16 protein-coding genes, 1 pseudogene and 1 riboswitch are annotated in these 16218 nt (G+C 33.7%); of the genes and pseudogenes, 3 read left to right on the forward strand and 14 right to left on the reverse strand.

Annotated features, from left to right (window positions below):
- Positions 1-32 precede the first annotated feature (32 nt).
- Both ACTG3Y_RS02675 and ACTG3Y_RS02680 read right to left on the reverse strand, forming a co-directional pair.
- On the reverse strand, positions 33-1622 hold the full coding sequence (locus ACTG3Y_RS02675; RefSeq protein WP_439151381.1) for a 4Fe-4S binding protein: 1590 nt from the start codon (positions 1620-1622) through the stop codon (positions 33-35).
- Positions 1623-1624: 2 nt separating this feature from the next.
- The gene (locus ACTG3Y_RS02680) at positions 1625-2929 is read right to left on the reverse strand and encodes an NAD(P)/FAD-dependent oxidoreductase (protein ID WP_439151382.1); all 1305 of its coding nucleotides are present in this window, start codon (positions 2927-2929) and stop codon (positions 1625-1627) included.
- Between the two features lie 95 nt (positions 2930-3024).
- On the opposite strand from ACTG3Y_RS02680, the gene ACTG3Y_RS02685 reads away from it, so the two are divergent.
- Together ACTG3Y_RS02685 and ACTG3Y_RS02690 are read left to right on the forward strand one after the other, a co-directional pair.
- Positions 3025-4032 carry a glycoside hydrolase family 113 gene (locus ACTG3Y_RS02685; RefSeq protein WP_439151383.1) on the forward strand — a complete coding sequence of 336 codons (1008 nt, stop codon included), beginning with the start codon at positions 3025-3027 and terminating at the stop codon, positions 4030-4032.
- 5 nt (positions 4033-4037) lie between these two features.
- Positions 4038-4766, forward strand: a complete 729-nt coding sequence (locus ACTG3Y_RS02690; RefSeq protein ID WP_439151384.1) for a metallophosphoesterase family protein — start codon at positions 4038-4040, stop codon at positions 4764-4766.
- A 2-nt stretch (positions 4767-4768) separates the two neighbouring features.
- Here ACTG3Y_RS02690 and ACTG3Y_RS02695 read toward each other — a convergent pair whose 3' ends face one another.
- The 12 genes from ACTG3Y_RS02695 to ACTG3Y_RS02750 form a co-directional block, all read right to left on the reverse strand.
- Positions 4769-5464, reverse strand: a complete 696-nt coding sequence (locus tag ACTG3Y_RS02695) for a TIGR04283 family arsenosugar biosynthesis glycosyltransferase (RefSeq protein ID WP_439151385.1) — start codon at positions 5462-5464, stop codon at positions 4769-4771.
- A gap of 82 nt (positions 5465-5546) precedes the next feature.
- The gene (locus ACTG3Y_RS02700) at positions 5547-6458 is read right to left on the reverse strand and encodes a DUF547 domain-containing protein (RefSeq protein WP_439151386.1); all 912 of its coding nucleotides are present in this window, start codon (positions 6456-6458) and stop codon (positions 5547-5549) included.
- 13 nt (positions 6459-6471) lie between these two features.
- On the reverse strand, positions 6472-7440 hold the full coding sequence (gene arsM / locus ACTG3Y_RS02705; protein WP_439151387.1) for an arsenosugar biosynthesis arsenite methyltransferase ArsM: 969 nt from the start codon (positions 7438-7440) through the stop codon (positions 6472-6474).
- A gap of 3 nt (positions 7441-7443) precedes the next feature.
- Positions 7444-8256, reverse strand: coding sequence for a purine-nucleoside phosphorylase (locus tag ACTG3Y_RS02710; protein ID WP_439151388.1), 813 nt, complete (start codon positions 8254-8256; stop codon positions 7444-7446).
- Complete coding sequence (locus ACTG3Y_RS02715) at positions 8249-8878, reverse strand: TIGR04282 family arsenosugar biosynthesis glycosyltransferase (RefSeq protein ID WP_439151389.1); 630 nt, start codon at positions 8876-8878, stop codon at positions 8249-8251. The genes ACTG3Y_RS02710 and ACTG3Y_RS02715 overlap by 8 nt, the downstream gene beginning before the upstream one ends.
- A complete protein-coding gene (locus ACTG3Y_RS02720) occupies positions 8871-9422 on the reverse strand; it encodes a rhodanese-like domain-containing protein (RefSeq protein ID WP_439151390.1) in 552 nt (183 codons plus the stop codon). Before ACTG3Y_RS02720 ends, ACTG3Y_RS02715 begins: the two co-directional genes overlap by 8 nt.
- The gene (arsS, locus tag ACTG3Y_RS02725; protein ID WP_439151391.1) at positions 9373-10428 is read right to left on the reverse strand and encodes an arsenosugar biosynthesis radical SAM (seleno)protein ArsS; all 1056 of its coding nucleotides are present in this window, start codon (positions 10426-10428) and stop codon (positions 9373-9375) included. The genes ACTG3Y_RS02720 and arsS overlap by 50 nt, the downstream gene beginning before the upstream one ends.
- A gap of 55 nt (positions 10429-10483) precedes the next feature.
- Complete coding sequence (locus ACTG3Y_RS02730) at positions 10484-10819, reverse strand: arsenosugar biosynthesis-associated peroxidase-like protein (protein WP_439151392.1); 336 nt, start codon at positions 10817-10819, stop codon at positions 10484-10486.
- A gap of 117 nt (positions 10820-10936) precedes the next feature.
- Positions 10937-11410 (reverse strand): nucleoside deaminase, encoded by a 474-nt coding sequence (locus ACTG3Y_RS02735; RefSeq protein WP_439151393.1) that lies wholly within the window; start codon positions 11408-11410, stop codon positions 10937-10939.
- A 94-nt stretch (positions 11411-11504) separates the two neighbouring features.
- Positions 11505-12512 (reverse strand): alpha/beta fold hydrolase, encoded by a 1008-nt coding sequence (locus ACTG3Y_RS02740; RefSeq protein ID WP_439151394.1) that lies wholly within the window; start codon positions 12510-12512, stop codon positions 11505-11507.
- Between the two features lie 79 nt (positions 12513-12591).
- Positions 12592-13890 (reverse strand): O-acetylhomoserine aminocarboxypropyltransferase/cysteine synthase family protein, encoded by a 1299-nt coding sequence (locus ACTG3Y_RS02745; protein ID WP_439151395.1) that lies wholly within the window; start codon positions 13888-13890, stop codon positions 12592-12594.
- A 283-nt stretch (positions 13891-14173) separates the two neighbouring features.
- A riboswitch (SAM riboswitch) is annotated at positions 14174-14298 on the reverse strand.
- Between the two features lie 103 nt (positions 14299-14401).
- On the reverse strand, positions 14402-15949 hold the full coding sequence (locus ACTG3Y_RS02750) for a hypothetical protein (protein ID WP_439151397.1): 1548 nt from the start codon (positions 15947-15949) through the stop codon (positions 14402-14404).
- Positions 15950-16096: 147 nt separating this feature from the next.
- On the opposite strand from ACTG3Y_RS02750, the pseudogene ACTG3Y_RS02755 reads away from it, so the two are divergent.
- A pseudogene (locus tag ACTG3Y_RS02755) lies at positions 16097-16218 on the forward strand (2-isopropylmalate synthase); the annotation flags it as partial.

Raw genomic sequence — 16218 nt, forward strand, 5'->3', positions numbered from 1 at the left:
TTAATTAAATTAAGGATGCAAAAGTAAACTTCTTATTTTTGATTTACTAAATCCATTAGGTCAACATCATTCCCTAATAAAATTTCGTTTGGATTTATACGTCCTTTCATACTATCGTTTTCTAGTTTTAAAACCCCTCTCGGACAAACTGCTGAACAAATACCGCAACCCACACAACTAGAACGGACGATTTTTTCTCCTTTTTGGGCATATGCTCTAACGTCAATACCCATTTCACAGTAGATTGAGCAATTGCCACACGAAATGCATTGTCCACCATTAGTTGTAATTCTAAATTTTGAAAACAAGCGTTGTTGAAAACCTAGTATAGCAGCCATTGGGCAACCAAAACGACACCAAACTCTATTGCCAAAAATAGGATAGAAGCCTGTGCCTATAACACCAGAAAAGATAGCTCCTATTAAAAATCCATAGGTGGAGCGCAATGTTTCAGCCTTAAATAAAAATAGCTTCGTTTCAGAACTAAAGATATGGATACCTATTAATGCAAGAATTACAACAAAATAACCGATAGCTCCGTATTTTGCATCTTTGCCCAATTCATGGCGTTTAAATACCATGGTAAGTGTAAATACTAAAGTGAGAAATCCTGCAACACCATATAAAAACACATCTCTCGTAAGCCAATATTTATCAGGGTCGTATCCTAAATAGGTATAAATCACGGCTGTTGTCATTAAGACGACAAAGACTAAAACACTATGAATAACCCAACGTTCTACCTGCCATGCAAATTGGCTTTTATCACTTAGATGTCTAAAAGGATCACCAGCTGTTTCCGCTAAGCCACCACAACCGCATACCCATGAACAATACCAGCGTTTACCATATTTATAAGTTAGAATTGGTGTAATTACAAATATAGAAACGACACCAAAAATTAGCATACCTATACCTATACTACCAGCACTGATAAATGCGTTGACACGATATTGCTCAAAATTATAATAGTTTAATGGCCAAATGTTTTTAAGATCATAATATGGTAAATCAGAATTCATCACATACATAAATTCTGGTATTAAAAAAGCAAATGCCAACTGGAAGAACATCACTGAGACCGTTCTAATTTGTTCATATCTATTATGTCTGTATTTGAGAATAAACTTGTAACCAAAAGCTAAAATGGCAATAGTATATAAAGTGCCATACACAAACCATTGGCTCGCTGGTCTACCACTTAGTAATTGACTTAGAGGATCAAATAAAGCAACTAAACCAGTGTTATCCACGCCATCTGTACCTGCACCAAGTAAGCCCTCGTAAAAATAGAGTACAACGTAGAAAGCAGTTAATACAATACCTGTAATCCAGGCTAAAGTGCCACGAGAGGAAATGGATTTGAACCAAACTCCGTCATTTTTTATGACTTTTTGCTTTGTTAGGTAGGCGTCATTGGCAAAAATGATGGTGCCTATTGAAATCAATAATAATGCTGTTATAAGTAGAATAGTATGATTTGGTAAATCGATGTTAAAGATTGCCAATACAAGAATAAACAAACCTACCACTCCTGTGCCGACAGCCAATTTTTGCTTTATGGATAAATGTATAGCATCTGGTTGTGCTAAAGACATACTTTGATGTAATTTATTACTCATCATTATGCGGTTTGTAATTGGTTATTGTAGGCTGATAAAATCTCATTTTCAAATTTTTGATAGAATTCAGGATCAAAGTTGGCATCAGAAAGATGATTCATTACATAGTCCACATTCCTTTCTTCCGTAAGCCATTGGTCAAAAGTTTCGTGACGCATTCTTATGCCAAACGTATTTATACCTAAGAATTTATTGGTGTCTTTATGGTAGGCTACAGTGATGCATTTGGTGTCATCGTCATGTTTCCAATGAAACTGAGCTTCGTAATCTGGTCGTCCTTTACTGCCATGAACCCAACCATAGGTTTGATATTCTATATCTAAAAACTTAGCAGAATTAAACCAATGTCCAGGGTTATACTGTAGTCGATTACCGCAAATGGTCTGCGCTAGAGTTTCACCCATCATCCGACCAGTGTACCAAACGGCTTCAATAGGTCTTCTGTTTCCAATAGCTTCGTGCTGTTCCGCACAATCTCCAATTGCATATATATCTTTAATGTTGGTCTCTAAAAAACGATTTACTTTTACTCCTCGACCAGTTTTAATGTTTGAATCTTTTAAAAAATCAATATTGGGTGAAACTCCAGCTGTAAGTCCAACAACGTTACAAGCTAATTCTTCGCCAGTTTCCTCAATAATCACAGATTTCACTTTACCATTGTCATCGGATTTTATTTCCTTTAAGCTTGTAGAAAGACGTAAATCAATATGATGGTTTTTAATATGTCTGTTTATCATTTTACTTTCGCCTTCAGGTAAAACACCATTCCAGAAACTAGATTCGCGTACCAAGAATGTGACTGGAATACTGCGAGAGCTCAACATTTCTGCTAATTCAATTCCTATTAAACCTCCGCCAACAATTACTGTACGTTTACAAACGTCTTTATTGGGTGTATACTTTTCAAGATTCTCTAAGTCTTGTTTATGATACATACCCATAACACCTTCTAAATCTTGTCCTGGCCACCCAAACTTGTTGGGTTTACTTCCTGTGGCAATAACTAGTTTATCATACTTAAGTGTATCTCCTCCTGCAAAAAGAAGTGTTTTTAATTTCGTGTTAACCGTTTTTACATAGCCTTTTTTAAGATTTATTCTATTTTTCTCCCAAAACCAGTTTTCGTACGGTTGTGTATGTTCAAATTTCATATGTCCCATATAGACATACATTAATGCGGTACGAGAAAAGAAATAGTCTGTCTCAGCTGATACAATAGTAATTTTTTTGTCAGAAAGCTTTCTAATATGTCTGGCTAGAGTAACACCAGAAATACCGTTACCAATAATAACGATGTGTTCCATATAATTTTGATTGTTAGTGTATAATAGGTCGAAGGTTTTGTTAAATCCTTAATCACCTAGCTGATTTTCTTTAAATTTAGACATAATTTTACACTATGCGCTATTTTTTATATGCAGTTTTAAGTTTGATGTTATTGGGTTGTTCTGCAGCTCCGTTTACACCAAAAAAAATTAACGGTGTAAGTTTTGTGGCTTCGGGTAGTCCAGTGGATAGTACCAATATTGCGCCGGTTGTGGCGGTCAATGCTAATTTTGCCGCCATCATGCCTTTTGGTTTTATTAGAGATTTAGATCATCCAAGAATTATTCATAACACAGATAGACAGTGGTTTGGTGAAACTAGAGCTGGTGCAAAACAGTACATACAAGAACTAGCGAAATCGAATATTGCTGTTATGATTAAACCTCAGTTATGGGTTGGACGTGGACAGTTTACAGGTGAAATTATGATGCAATCAGAAAACACTTGGATGAAGTTAGAAGCTTCTTACAGAGATTTTATTTTGGAGTATGCCAAACTTGCTAAAGAAGTTCAAGCAGATATTTTATGTATTGGGACAGAATTAGAATTATTTACAAAATATCGTCCGGAGTATTGGAACGCTCTAATCGATGAAATTCGATTAATTTATAATGGTAAATTGACTTATGCTGCCAACTGGAATGAATATAGGAAGACTCCATTTTGGGATAAACTCGATTATATTGGTATTGACGCTTATTTTCCAGTTAGTGACAACAAAACACCTAGTGTAGAAGATTGTATTGTTGGTTGGGAAAAACATAAGCCAGAAATAGTAAAATTTACTAATTCACATAAAAAACAAGTACTTTTTACTGAATATGGTTATCGTAGTGTTGATTTTACAGGTAAACAACCGTGGGATTATAATAGAGGTAGTGGCTTAGTTAATCTTGATGCTCAGGTAAATGCTACTGAGGCACTTTTTAAAACGTTTTGGGATGAGGATTGGTTCGCTGGTGGTTTTGTTTGGAAATGGTTTCACAGTCATGACAGAGTTGGTGGACTACAGAACAACATGTTCACACCGCAGAATAAACCAGTAGAAGAGGTTATTAAAAACTACTATAAAACATATTAAGTCATATGAGAACATTAGTTATAGGTGATATACATGGTGGGCTTAGGGCTCTTATTCAAGTACTGGATGAAGCAAAAGTGACTGCAAATGACCGGCTTATTTTTCTTGGAGACTATGTTGACGGTTGGAGTGAATCCGCTCAGGTGATTCAATATTTAATTGAGTTAGCTAAAACCAACTCTTGTATTTTTATTAAAGGCAATCATGATGTTTGGTGTGAGCAGTGGTTAGCTGAAGGCATTGAGAATAAGATATGGTATATGCATGGCGGTAAGGAAACTCTTGAAAGCTATCAAAGCTTCACAAAAGAACAAAAAGCCACACATTTAGACTTCTTTGAAGCTATGCCGCTCTATCATATTGATGACAATAAACGCTTGTTTGTTCATGCAGGATTTACATCCATGCATGGTGTAGAGCGTGAATACGAAATTCAAAGTTTTTATTTTGACCGTACACTCTGGGAAATGGCTTTGACTATGGATAAGCGGATTAAAAAAGACTCTAAAATATATCCAAACCGTTTGAAGCATTATAGCGAAATATATATTGGACACACACCAACAACAAATTATTTTAAAATGCACCCAATGAGTGCAGCTAATGTTTGGAATATAGATACAGGCGCTGCATTTACAGGCCGATTATCTGTTATGGGTGTAGATACAAAAGAGATTTTTCAAAGTGATATTTTAAAGGATTTATATCCTAACGAAAAGGGAAGGAATAAGTAGAATCATTGAATGTGCTTTTGATAATAAACCAACAATTCTTCAGCTGAAGCACCAAACCAACGTTTAACATAAATAATCCAAAAGTGGTACTGTAATTTCCAAACTCCGACTTTTTTATAGAGTCTGACTGATGTTCTTATTTTTTTGTTGATTACTACAAATTGATTACGCTTATACAATTCGTTAATTAATATGTTGTCTTCGTAAATAATATAGTCTTCATCATAACCGCCAATCTCATAAAAAAGTGTTTGTGTTATAAACTGACTTTGGTCACCACCTCTGCAAGCTCTCCAGGAAAATTGAGTCAACCAACTTGCTAAACGCAACCACCAATGGTTACTATCGAACTGCATCCTAAAACAACCTGCATTATTCCCTTTTTTTACTTCTTCTATAATGAGTTTATCATATCTGTTCGGTGGAAAAGAATCGGCGTGTAAAAAATAGAGTATGTCTCCTTTGGCTTTTTTTGCTCCAAGATTCATTTGTTTGGCTCTTCCTTTTTCAGAATGCAAAAGGATGATATTTAGATTTAAAGATTCAATGACCTCTTTAGTGCCATCAGTACTTCCTCCATCTACCACAATGATTTCAGAAATTGAATTTAGTGATGCATTATCTATAAGGTGAAAGAGTAGATCTTTTATAAACTTAGATTCGTTTAAAACAGGGATTATTATAGAGATTTTATTCATAGAATTTTGTTATGCTCAAATTATTTCAGCACCTAACATTTAATGAGATTCTGAATCAAGTTCAGAATGACAAGTCGGTAATTTAATCATTCAAGTCCCAATTATAATCTTTGTAACTCTTTTTCACTTCATTTGAAATATTGATATCCGTGTACTGATTAAGAAAATCAATTAAAGTTCCGTTTTGTTCAAAATCTTTTTTAAACCATTTGAATATTTTCGAAAGATTAATCTTAGTTTCCGAAATTTCGTTTTTAGTAGTATCGCTTAAAAATTCTCTAGTGGCTATAGTAAGTTGCGCTTCTAATTTGCTAGCTGTAAAAGCTTCATTCTGAAGTCTAGGACAAGATTCTGATGCGCAAACAATCGCAAAATGAATTCGTGGTTCGTCCATTTTACGAAGAATCTGGTGTTCAATATCATTGAGATTCATCCATTTATCACCGAATTTCCACAAACGCTGATCCCAAGGATCTTTAATATCTTTTATACTTTTCAAGGGATAATTACGCAGAATTAAATCAAGAGTTAAGGCATTATAAGCATTAATCCAATAGGCAAGAAGATCTTCCTTTGGTCTATTGGTCTTAGGGTTAATTTTTTCATATGTGATTTGAAGTACTTTTATATAACCCAAAAGTTTTTTATGGTCTTTTTTTAAAGCATAATAATTTACATTACCATGTTCCGAAACATATATTTTTAAAAGTTCGTTCCATAACTGATGTTCAGTTAAGGTTCTTTTAGTGACCTCTTGATAAAATCCTAAAGAGTCATTTTTATTTGCTTTAGTCTCTTCTGTTATGTTTTTAGGGCCAGAAACATTTGGTGGTTCTGGTATAGAAGGTGGAGAAGATGACTCAACTGCATTAGGTACTTTGGTGACAACTAAAGAGTCTGCCACTGCTTGCGTAGAATTTGATTTTTCAACAACTGTTTTTTTCGAACTGCAAGACAATATACAGAAGCTTATAACTATGACTAAAACTCTCATAAAAATCTATTATTTAACAGCATCCTCCACCATCATAATGAAAGGTAGATTCACTAATAAAAATATCATTTCTATTTAAGCTTGCCAATGCGTCTGCAGTTTTATCGCAAATTGCTAAAGGCTGATTTTTAAGTAATACATGACCTGCTTTATCATCAAAATAATCCTCATCACCAAAGTAGATAGCAGCTTTTCCTGTAAATATACAAGGACCGTCTTCTGGCATAGGATCTTTAATGGCAGCAACTTCTATTGATTCTATAAAAATTAATTCATCTGTTGGGTAATTTTTTGGATCTAAAATTCGATATGGTTTACGTGCTCTAATTTCAATAGTTCCAAATCCAGCATCTGTCAATGCTTTTACATAGTCAGCAATTGGTAAACTTCCACTTAAACACAATGCTCTAAGACGATCGTCATTACGTAATTCCTCATTCATGGATTGCTCGCAAGTTGGATCACTCATTACTAAGCGTCCATGTGGTTTCAATACACGATACATTTCAGCAATGGCTTTCTTTAAATCATCGGCTTTAAAAATATTGAATAAGCAATTTTGAGCAGCCACATCAATACTATTATCTTCAACAGGAAGATTCATAGCATCACCTTTTTTTAGCTCAACAAAATCAGACTTAAACCAATCGTTTTGAGCTTCAGCTTCTATAAAATTTTTACGTGATGCTTCTAACATTTCATCTAAAACATCTACACCAATAACGCCTCCTTTTTGTCTGTTGAAATATGAAAATTGTAATAATTCCATGCCTCCTCCAACACCAACGTAGAGCATTTTTGGATTATTCGTTAAATCACGAGCGTGCACTGTAGAACCACAACCATAATTCATTTCTTGCATTATTCTTGGGATTTTTAAACCAGGTAACTCCCAAATAGGATTGGTAGTGCAACAAAGGCCAACATCTGGTGTTAATGCAGCTTCTTTGTATAAAGTATTTGTAGCCTCTAAATAGCCCATATTCTATAATGATTTTATTAATTCTTTAAAAAGTGTAATCATATTTGGTTCGGCCTGATTGGCCATTGCAATGATTTCAGCAATATTAACAGGTTTTAAATTTTCAGGATCGCACTCATCCGTTAAAACCGAAATTGCCGCTGCTTTTAAGTTTAAGTGGTTAGCAACTATAATTTCTGGTACGGTACTCATGCCGACAGCATCAGCACCAATGATTTTAAGCATGCGATATTCTGCACGTGTTTCTAGCTGAGGACCAACAACAGAAGCATAAACTCCTTTGTGAAGTTGAATATTATTGAATTTAGCTATGTTTTCAAATTTTGCGATGATTTCATTATCATACGGCGCACTCATATCTGTAAAGCGTTCACCTAACTCTGAAACACCTTTAAATGCTAATGGAGAACTGCCTTGAAGATTTATATGATCATCAATAAGCATTAATTCTCCTTTTTTAAAGTTGAGGTTAATAGCACCAGCGGCATTTGATACTAAAAGAGTTGTGATACCAAGTTTTTCCATAATTCTAACAGGAAAAGTAACATCTTGTAATGTATAACCTTCATATACGTGAAAACGCCCTTGCATTACCACAACTTTCTTTCCACTAAGCATTCCGTAAATAAGTTTGCCTTTATGAAACTCAACTGTTGCTGTGGGAAAATTTGGAATGTGATTATAGCTTGCTTGAGCGATGATATCTATTTGATTGATAAGCTGACCAAGGCCTGTGCCTAAAATGATACCAACTTCTGGATTCTCAAATCCTTTGCTCTGCAAGTAATTAACGCTATCAGTAATTTGTTTAATCATTTAGTTGCTGTATTTTTTCTTGTAGTTTTATATTAGATTTGAAGAAGTTTGACGTAATCAAATCTTCATAAGTATCTATGTCATTTAGGGTTTCCAAAGTACTTACTTCAATGTCAAGTTTATGTAACTCTTTTAATGTTTCATAAAGGAGATGAGGTTGACTCCAAGGTTTGTTTCTAAATATGTCAGGAATTAATTTATTGAGTCCAACAAGATAATAACCACCATCTTCCGCAGGACCAAAAACAACATCGCTTTTGCTTAAAGCTTCTATACCTTTTGTGATGTGAGTTTCATCGATATCAGGTAAATCAGATCCAATGAGCACTATTTTTTTGTAACCAGCATTAAATCCATCTTTAAAGGCGTTCAACATACGTTCACCAAGATCACTTCCATATTGAACAGCCTTAAATTCATTTGACCATTGATAGTCTACAACTGAATTAGAAAAATATATGCGCTTATCAAATGAAATTTGGGAGGTAGCTTTTTCGGTGATTTTCACTAATTCCGTGTATACCTCAAAAGCACCTAAATCTCCTATGGTTTTGGCAAGTCTGGTTTTTACAGTACCTAATTTTATGTTCTTTACAAAAACAATTACAAGTGCTTCAGTCATATACTTTTGTTCCCTTTAGCAACCATTTACCCCAATTTTTAGAATAAGCATGTACATTATCTGTTGGCTTGTTTTCATTGTCATAAACCGTAAACCCATTATTTTTCCATTCAAAAATTCCGCCAAACAAATTAAAAATATTGGTAAAACCAGCCGCTTTAAGCTCTTCTGCAATATCTTCTGAACGAACGCCTATTGAGCAATACACAACAATTTTTAATTCAGAACTTTTAAGCTTTGTTTTGATTACAGAAATATCAAAATCATCATAACCAACATGAGTTGCATTTTTAAGATGACTTATATTGTATTCTGTAATTTCTCTGGCATCTAGAATAATAGTTTCTGAGTATACTTTGTCTAATTCCTCAACAGAGATATAAGGAATACTTTCAGAATTATGTTTTTCTAATACCTCTGATAATGAGTCTTGTGGGAAGCCTACAAACCCAATAACAAATACGATTATATGGATAGTTGATTTAATCATATGATTATGCGACTGATCCTTGACAACTACTTCCAGCACCTGCTGTGCAGCCATAACAGTGTTGCGAAATGACTATAGTTCTGCCTTCTAATAAATCTTCGTTATAATCAGAGATGTGTTTTGCCTTACTGTTAACAGGCAATTCTAACATTTGATTAAAGTCACAGTCGTACAAATAACCATCCCAACTTACAGATAGTGTATTGGTACACATTACATTTGCCACAGCAGACGGATTATAGGCATCCACCAATTGATACATGTAATCTTCATAGTTCTCTGAAGCTATTAAGTAATCCAAGAAACGGCTTATCGGTAAATTTGTGATTGCGAATAAATTATGAAATTGAATACCAAAATCTTCAAGTAATGCCTTTTTAAAATCTCTTTCCATGGATGTTTGATCTCCTGGTAAAAAGGCACCAGATGGATTATAAACTAAATCTAAACGTAAGTCACTATCTGGCATTCCGTATCCAACGTCATTAAGTTCTTGCAGTGCTTTAATCGACTTGTCAAAAACACCATCTCCACGTTGCTTATCCGTTTTGCCTCTCGTCCAATGTGGCATTGAGCTTACGACGTGAACGTTATGTTTTTTAAAGAAATCTGGTAAATCGTAATATTTTTTATTGGCACGAATAATCGTTAAGTTAGAGCGTACTATAAAATCCTTAATCCCAACTTTCGCAGCTTCCTCCACAAACCATCTAAAATCTGGATTCATTTCTGGTGCTCCACCAGTTAAATCTAGCGTATGCGCTCCAGAATTTTTTATAACTTCGAGACATTGTTTCATCGTGTCTCGTGTCATAATCTCTTTTCGGTCTGGACCAGCGTCTACATGGCAGTGCTCACAAACTTGATTACACATGTAGCCAACATTGATTTGAAGTATTTCAAGCTTTTTAGCTTTCAGTGGAAACTGATTGGTTTCTGCAATTTTATCTTTAAATTTTGGTAGCTCACCATTTTGGAAAATACCATTTGAAAGAATTTCTATTTGTCTATTGCTATTTGCTAAATCGCTATCACGCTTTTTTAAGGATTTCGTAATCATTAGTTGGGTTGTCTTTTATTTTACTTACGTAATAAATAGAAAGAAGGTTTTAAATTTAACCGTCTAATTTATTTACCTTATTCATCATTTGCACACCATGTACTAAAGTAGCTCCACTTTTTATTGCGGCACCAACATGTATGGCTTCCATCATTTCTTCTTTTGTTACTCCACGTTGTAAGGTATCTTTAGTATAAGCATCAATACAATATGGGCATTGTTCTGTATGAGAGACGGCTAATGCAATCAAAGATTTTTCACGAGCTGTTAATGCTCCGTCTTCAAATACTTTACTATAATAATCAAAGAACTTGTTACCAAGTTCTTCATCCCATTCGGTGATATTTCCAAATTTCCTTAAATCTGCTGGATCGTAATAGGTCTTAGACATGTATATATTTTTAAATTATGTACCAAAAATCAATATAAGAGTTTTTGTCGAAGTTAATTCTTAAAGATTACAGAAAATATTATAAAATTTAGTTGTCCTTGGAAAAAGTGATAAAATTTAATATTTAATTTTGTCTTCCTTCTTGGTCCACTCCTCAAAAGCTTCTATAGCAACATCACGAGCAAGCTGCTCAAATGGAATACTTCTTTTATTATATGGTAATGGGATTTCTTTGTAAATAAATTCGTCATCAAACCCAATACGTGCGGCATCAGATTGATTACTACCATAATAGACTTTATCTGGTCGTGCCCAATAAATAGCTCCTAAGCACATTGGACAAGGTTCGCAAGAGGTATATATTTCACAACCTTCTAATTGAAAAGAATTTAATGATTTACATGCATCTCTAATGGCTATAACTTCGGCATGTGCTGTAGGGTCATTAGTTGAGGTAACCTTGTTGTTGCCACGACCAATAATTTTACCATCTTTAACGATAACACAACCAAATGGTCCACCTTCATTCTTACTCATGCCTTTTAAAGCTGTATTAACAGCTTCAATCATGAATAGTTTTTTATCATTCATATAATTGATGATTTATTCGCTGAGCGAAGATACTTATTAAAATAAAAAAAGCCGAACATACAGTTCAGCTTTAATTTGAATACAATTAAGGTTGTTATGCAACATTTTTCTCATAACGCTTTTTATGTTTTTGTTGTGTTTTGAACACAGGTTTTAAGAACTTTGCAAGTTGGTCGAACTCTATCAAAAACGCATCATGTCCATGAATGGATTTTATTTCATGAATTGAAACATTGTCCTTTCTACTTTTTAGTTCAACAAAATCTTTCCAATTTTCATCGGATTTAAAAAACAGATCCGAGTTAATAGTAATGATATGAATATTAGAATTAATATTTGAGGCAACATACACAAAATCACCTCGACCTTCAGTAATATCGATAGTTCGTAAAATTTGATTCATCATTTTATATGCTGATAAATTAAATCGATTGCTTAAGTTATTTCCATGATAATTTAGCCATGATTCAATATTATAAAGTGAATCATGTTTTTTTGTTCTTTCGAACTTTTGTTTAAGTGATTCTGGTGTGCGATAGAGGGTCATGGCATGCATTCTGGCATCTTCCAAGGGTCTGCTAGAATTATTAAGAATGGCGTCTTGAATATGACAATTTGCAATGAGCCAATCTGTAGATTTCCAATCCGTGGCTATTGGAATTAAGTGTTCAATTAAATCTGGCTTTAATGCTGCCAATTCCCATGCTATACCACCGCCAACAGATCCTCCAATTACCGAAAATAACGATTCAATATTAAGTTGTTCAAGTCCATTGACAAAAATTTGGGCAATGTCCCTTGCCGTATAATTTCTATAATTTTCGATGAGATTACTTTTTGATGCGTCATAACCATTTCCTGGAATATTGAAAGCCAATACGGTATATTCATTAGTGTCTATACATTTATCATTGCCAATTAAATCATTCCACCATCCATTATCTCCAATAATATTAGAGTTTCCTGTAAGTGCATGTATAATCAGCACAATAGGCGCTTTACCTAGCTCCACGCCTAAAGTTTGGTAAGACAACATAATATTTGATGTATTTGCATTTTTTGTTTTATAATTTGAAATTGGGATATATTTTAAATTTTTCATTTTTCTGCTTGTTAAAATTGAATTATTAAACAGATGTCCTCTTGCAAGGACACCTGCGTAAACTAAATAACACTAAAAGCTAATTTTGAAGTGTCTTTTGCAGTTTTACAATTGCGAAAGTGTCTTTTAAATCAGCTTTTAAATCTTCAATATTTTCTATTCCAACAGAAAGACGAATAAGATCTTTTGTGACTCCTGTACTCTCTTGTGCCTCATCGCTTAATTGCTGATGGGTAGTACTTGCAGGATGTATAATTAATGACTTGGTATCTCCTATATTGGCTAACAGAGAGAATACTTTTGTCTTATCGGCAATAATTTTAGCAGCCTCATAGCCGCCTTCAACACCAAAAGTTACAATACCACTTTGTCCCTTAGATAAGTATTTTTTAGCTAAAGAATTATAATCGCTAGATTCTAATCCTGGATAATTTACCCAAGTTACTTCAGGTTGCTCTTGTAACCATTTAGCTAGTTCTAGTGCATTTTCGCTGTGTTTATTAATACGTAATTCTAGAGTTTCTAACCCTTGAATAATTTGAAAAGCATTAAATGGGCTCAAAGCTCCGCCGTAATCTCGCAAACCTTCAATTCTAACCTTGGCGATAAAAGCAGCAGCTTCCAATGCTTCGCTATATACCAAACCGTGATAACCTGCCGATGGCTCGGTGAATTCGGGGAATTTTCCGTTGGTCCAGTCAAAGTTACCGGCATCTATAATAACCCCACCTAATGCAGTTCCGTTTCCATTAATGTATTTCGTTAATGAATGGATAACAATATTTGCTCCATATTCAATAGGGTTTAACAAGTAAGGTGTAGCTACGGTATTATCAACAATTAGCGGAACTTTATAAGCTTTGGCTTCTTTTGAAATTGCTTCAATATCCAATACATCTAGTTTTGGATTACCTAAGGACTCAATAAAGAATGCACGTGTGTTTTCCTGCGCAGCCTTATTAAAGTTTTCAGGTTTTGAAGGGTCTGCGAATGTAGTGGTAATACCATGTCTTGGTAAAGTGACACTAAGCAAATTATACGTTCCACCATAGAGGCTGTTTGAAGCTACAATATGGTCGCCAGCTTTTAATAACGTAAGTAAAGATGTTGCGATTGCAGAAGTGCCTGAAGCAGTAACTACTGCCGCAATACCTCCTTCTAATGCTGCTAATCTTTGCTCTAGAATGTCATTAGTTGGGTTGTTAATTCTGGTATAAATATTACCAATTTCAGCGAGGGCAAAAAGGTTTGCGGCATGATCTGAGTCATTAAAGACATAGGCCGTAGACTGATAAATAGGAACTGCTCGTGTTCCTCCATTTTTTTGGACATCGTGTCCTGCATGCAACGCTTTAGTTGCGAATTTTTGTGTACTCATTTTTCTAAGTATTTGAGTTAATAATGAGTGCTATTCGCTAAACAAGATTAATGGAGTAAACAGCATCTTTTTCGCTTATACTTCAAAATAAAAAACAACCGTAGCTAAGGCTATGCTATTTTTTTATTTCTTATCTAATCAAAAAATCTATTTGTTTTCTCTTCATCAATCTCGCTCAACAAATAGCACGATTAAACCAAAAGCCAAATAAGCTTCTTATGAAGCATACTTAATAGAAAAATGTTATAAAGAAAATACCAATTACAGATGAGTAATTAGCTTTGAGTTATCTATCCGAACCTGCAAAAAATGACTTGCTTGTTCAAGTAGAATTTAGCACCTTCTTAGTAAATCTAAGGGTTGCTAAGGCTTCAACGGGTCTATTCCCTCCACCTTTCTTGATAACATTTCAGTAAGATTTTGAACTTTATGAATACAAATATTGCATTACAAAAATTTAAAAACCAAATTTATTTACCGTTTTTATGGATTTTTTATGAATTTCTAATTATCAAGGCGCATACTTTGTCAAATATTTAGTTTTAACGATTTCACCTACTGATTTGTTTTCAATTTTGCTTTCCAGCCATGAAATTATATCTAAATATAAAAAAGATCTACGCTCATAAGGATGTTCTTCGTAGGTTTTCAATCTTTCTAATAATTCTTTGAATGCATTTTTAAGGTCATGAGGATAGATATCTTGTAAACCTCTGATGAATTTTATCATTTCTTTTTGAACCTCGTGCAAGTCATTCATTTTAATCAGAAACTTGTATGTACTTTTTAAGAGTGATTCTAAATGATAATCTAATCCGGCTTCATAATGTGCTACTAGATTTAAAACTCTTGAAAAGCAAAGCAAATCTTCTCTCATAGAAAGCGATTTGTTAGAAATAATTCTATCTAAATATTTAATAGATGCCTTATTGTTGCCTGCGCCAAAATGCAAGCTTGCAAATTTATAATAGAATATCATTTTGTGATGTGGGTCTATTCTATCTTTGTAATGAATTAGGTCTTTTTCAATTGTTGGAACTAGTTCTAACCCTTCTTCAAAACTACCATCAATAAAGTGTTGATTAATACTATGAAAATTAGTGTATAAAAATACAAGAGTAGATACATTTTGGTCTTTAATGAATTTGGGGTTCTCTACGGTTGCTTTTAATTCATTTAATTTCTTTATAAATTTAGGTCTGTTTCTTAGAAAAAAGATAGATTCTAAAAGATAATTGTTACCTTTTAAGAAAAATACTGGATTCAGATTTATCATCTCAGGATTTTCATAAAACAAGTCCACTAATTTAGATGAGTATTTATAGCAATTTAAAAAGTCTTGCATTAAAAAATTATACCATAAATGAGCCTTGTATAGCCATAATTTTTCTCTAAATCCAAGTGTTTTAATATCAACTTTCGGAAGCCGCTTATTAAAGTATGTATTTACGATTCTACTTTCCTCTTCATTCTTTACATATCCGGTTTTTAGCATTATACTGTACAATTGAAGGGATAAGTTTGATAATTTAGATGCGATTACATTTAGGGCGCTAAACTCTTTTGCTTGTACTACAAGTTCATCAGCTCTATTACTAATGCTTCTTGTGATATATTGAGCTTCAATAATTTTTTCGAGTTCTACAATTTCAAATGCCATATTTTTCTCCTCATTATTTATGGCTAGTTCTTTGGCTTTATCTAATATTTTTAGACCTTGTTTATATAAACCTTTGTGATATAAAATCGAAGCAAAATCAAGCTGTTCTCTTATTTGAGAACGTACATTTTGATGAGAAGGATTTAGTTTTAGACTTATTAGAATCTGTTTGTAAAGATGTGCTTTTACATTAGCAAGTTGTCGCTTTTTAACAATGCCACTTTTTATTATTAATGCCTCGTCATAGATTTTGGCTTTATCTAAAAGGTTAAAAAGATTAAGAAATTTAGAATCTGCATTGACACCTAGTCTACCTACATAGAGCTTGAACTGTCGTTTTTCAGACTTGGTTAGAGACTTAACGAGTAAAAACAAATTATCTTTTTGGTCTTTAGTTATCAAACGAAATATTGGTTAAAAATCTGATAATCATTAATTTGAAATAAAATTTTTGTGTTGAACATCGTAAAATAAGGATAAAGCTAAGTGGTTCAGACAATTTCAAAATTTAACTTTGTTAGACAATACTAATCTATATTTTGATAAATGTCAAATAACACAATCCAAATCTTCGACACAACGCTTCGTGATGGAGAACAAGTTCCTGGTTGTAAGCTCAATAAAGAGCAGAAGTTAGTCATCGCAGAACAGTTAGATGCTTTAGGTGT

The organism is Winogradskyella sp. (assembly GCF_965656915.1).
Classification (GTDB): Bacteria; Bacteroidota; Bacteroidia; order Flavobacteriales; family Flavobacteriaceae; genus Winogradskyella.

Excerpts from the sequence above, each read along its gene's own strand:
- ACTG3Y_RS02740 (WP_439151394.1), bottom strand. The coding sequence starts at position 12,512 with ATGAAAAATTTAAAATATATCCCAATTTCAAATTATAAAACAAAAAAT.
- ACTG3Y_RS02680 (WP_439151382.1), bottom strand. The coding sequence starts at position 2,929 with ATGGAACACATCGTTATTATTGGTAACGGTATTTCTGGTGTTACTCTA.
- ACTG3Y_RS02700 (WP_439151386.1), bottom strand. The coding sequence starts at position 6,458 with ATGAGAGTTTTAGTCATAGTTATAAGCTTCTGTATATTGTCTTGCAGT.
- ACTG3Y_RS02695 (WP_439151385.1), bottom strand. The coding sequence starts at position 5,464 with ATGAATAAAATCTCTATAATAATCCCTGTTTTAAACGAATCTAAGTTT.
- ACTG3Y_RS02745 (WP_439151395.1), bottom strand. The coding sequence starts at position 13,890 with ATGAGTACACAAAAATTCGCAACTAAAGCGTTGCATGCAGGACACGAT.
- arsM (WP_439151387.1), bottom strand. The coding sequence starts at position 7,440 with ATGGGCTATTTAGAGGCTACAAATACTTTATACAAAGAAGCTGCATTA.
- ACTG3Y_RS02720 (WP_439151390.1), bottom strand. The coding sequence starts at position 9,422 with ATGGCTGCACAGCAGGTGCTGGAAGTAGTTGTCAAGGATCAGTCGCAT.
- ACTG3Y_RS02715 (WP_439151389.1), bottom strand. The coding sequence starts at position 8,878 with ATGACTGAAGCACTTGTAATTGTTTTTGTAAAGAACATAAAATTAGGT.
- ACTG3Y_RS02735 (WP_439151393.1), bottom strand. The coding sequence starts at position 11,410 with ATGAATGATAAAAAACTATTCATGATTGAAGCTGTTAATACAGCTTTA.
- ACTG3Y_RS02685 (WP_439151383.1), top strand. The coding sequence starts at position 3,025 with ATGCGCTATTTTTTATATGCAGTTTTAAGTTTGATGTTATTGGGTTGT.
- ACTG3Y_RS02730 (WP_439151392.1), bottom strand. The coding sequence starts at position 10,819 with ATGTCTAAGACCTATTACGATCCAGCAGATTTAAGGAAATTTGGAAAT.
- arsS (WP_439151391.1), bottom strand. The coding sequence starts at position 10,428 with ATGATTACGAAATCCTTAAAAAAGCGTGATAGCGATTTAGCAAATAGC.
- ACTG3Y_RS02690 (WP_439151384.1), top strand. The coding sequence starts at position 4,038 with ATGAGAACATTAGTTATAGGTGATATACATGGTGGGCTTAGGGCTCTT.
- ACTG3Y_RS02675 (WP_439151381.1), bottom strand. The coding sequence starts at position 1,622 with ATGAGTAATAAATTACATCAAAGTATGTCTTTAGCACAACCAGATGCT.
- ACTG3Y_RS02710 (WP_439151388.1), bottom strand. The coding sequence starts at position 8,256 with ATGATTAAACAAATTACTGATAGCGTTAATTACTTGCAGAGCAAAGGA.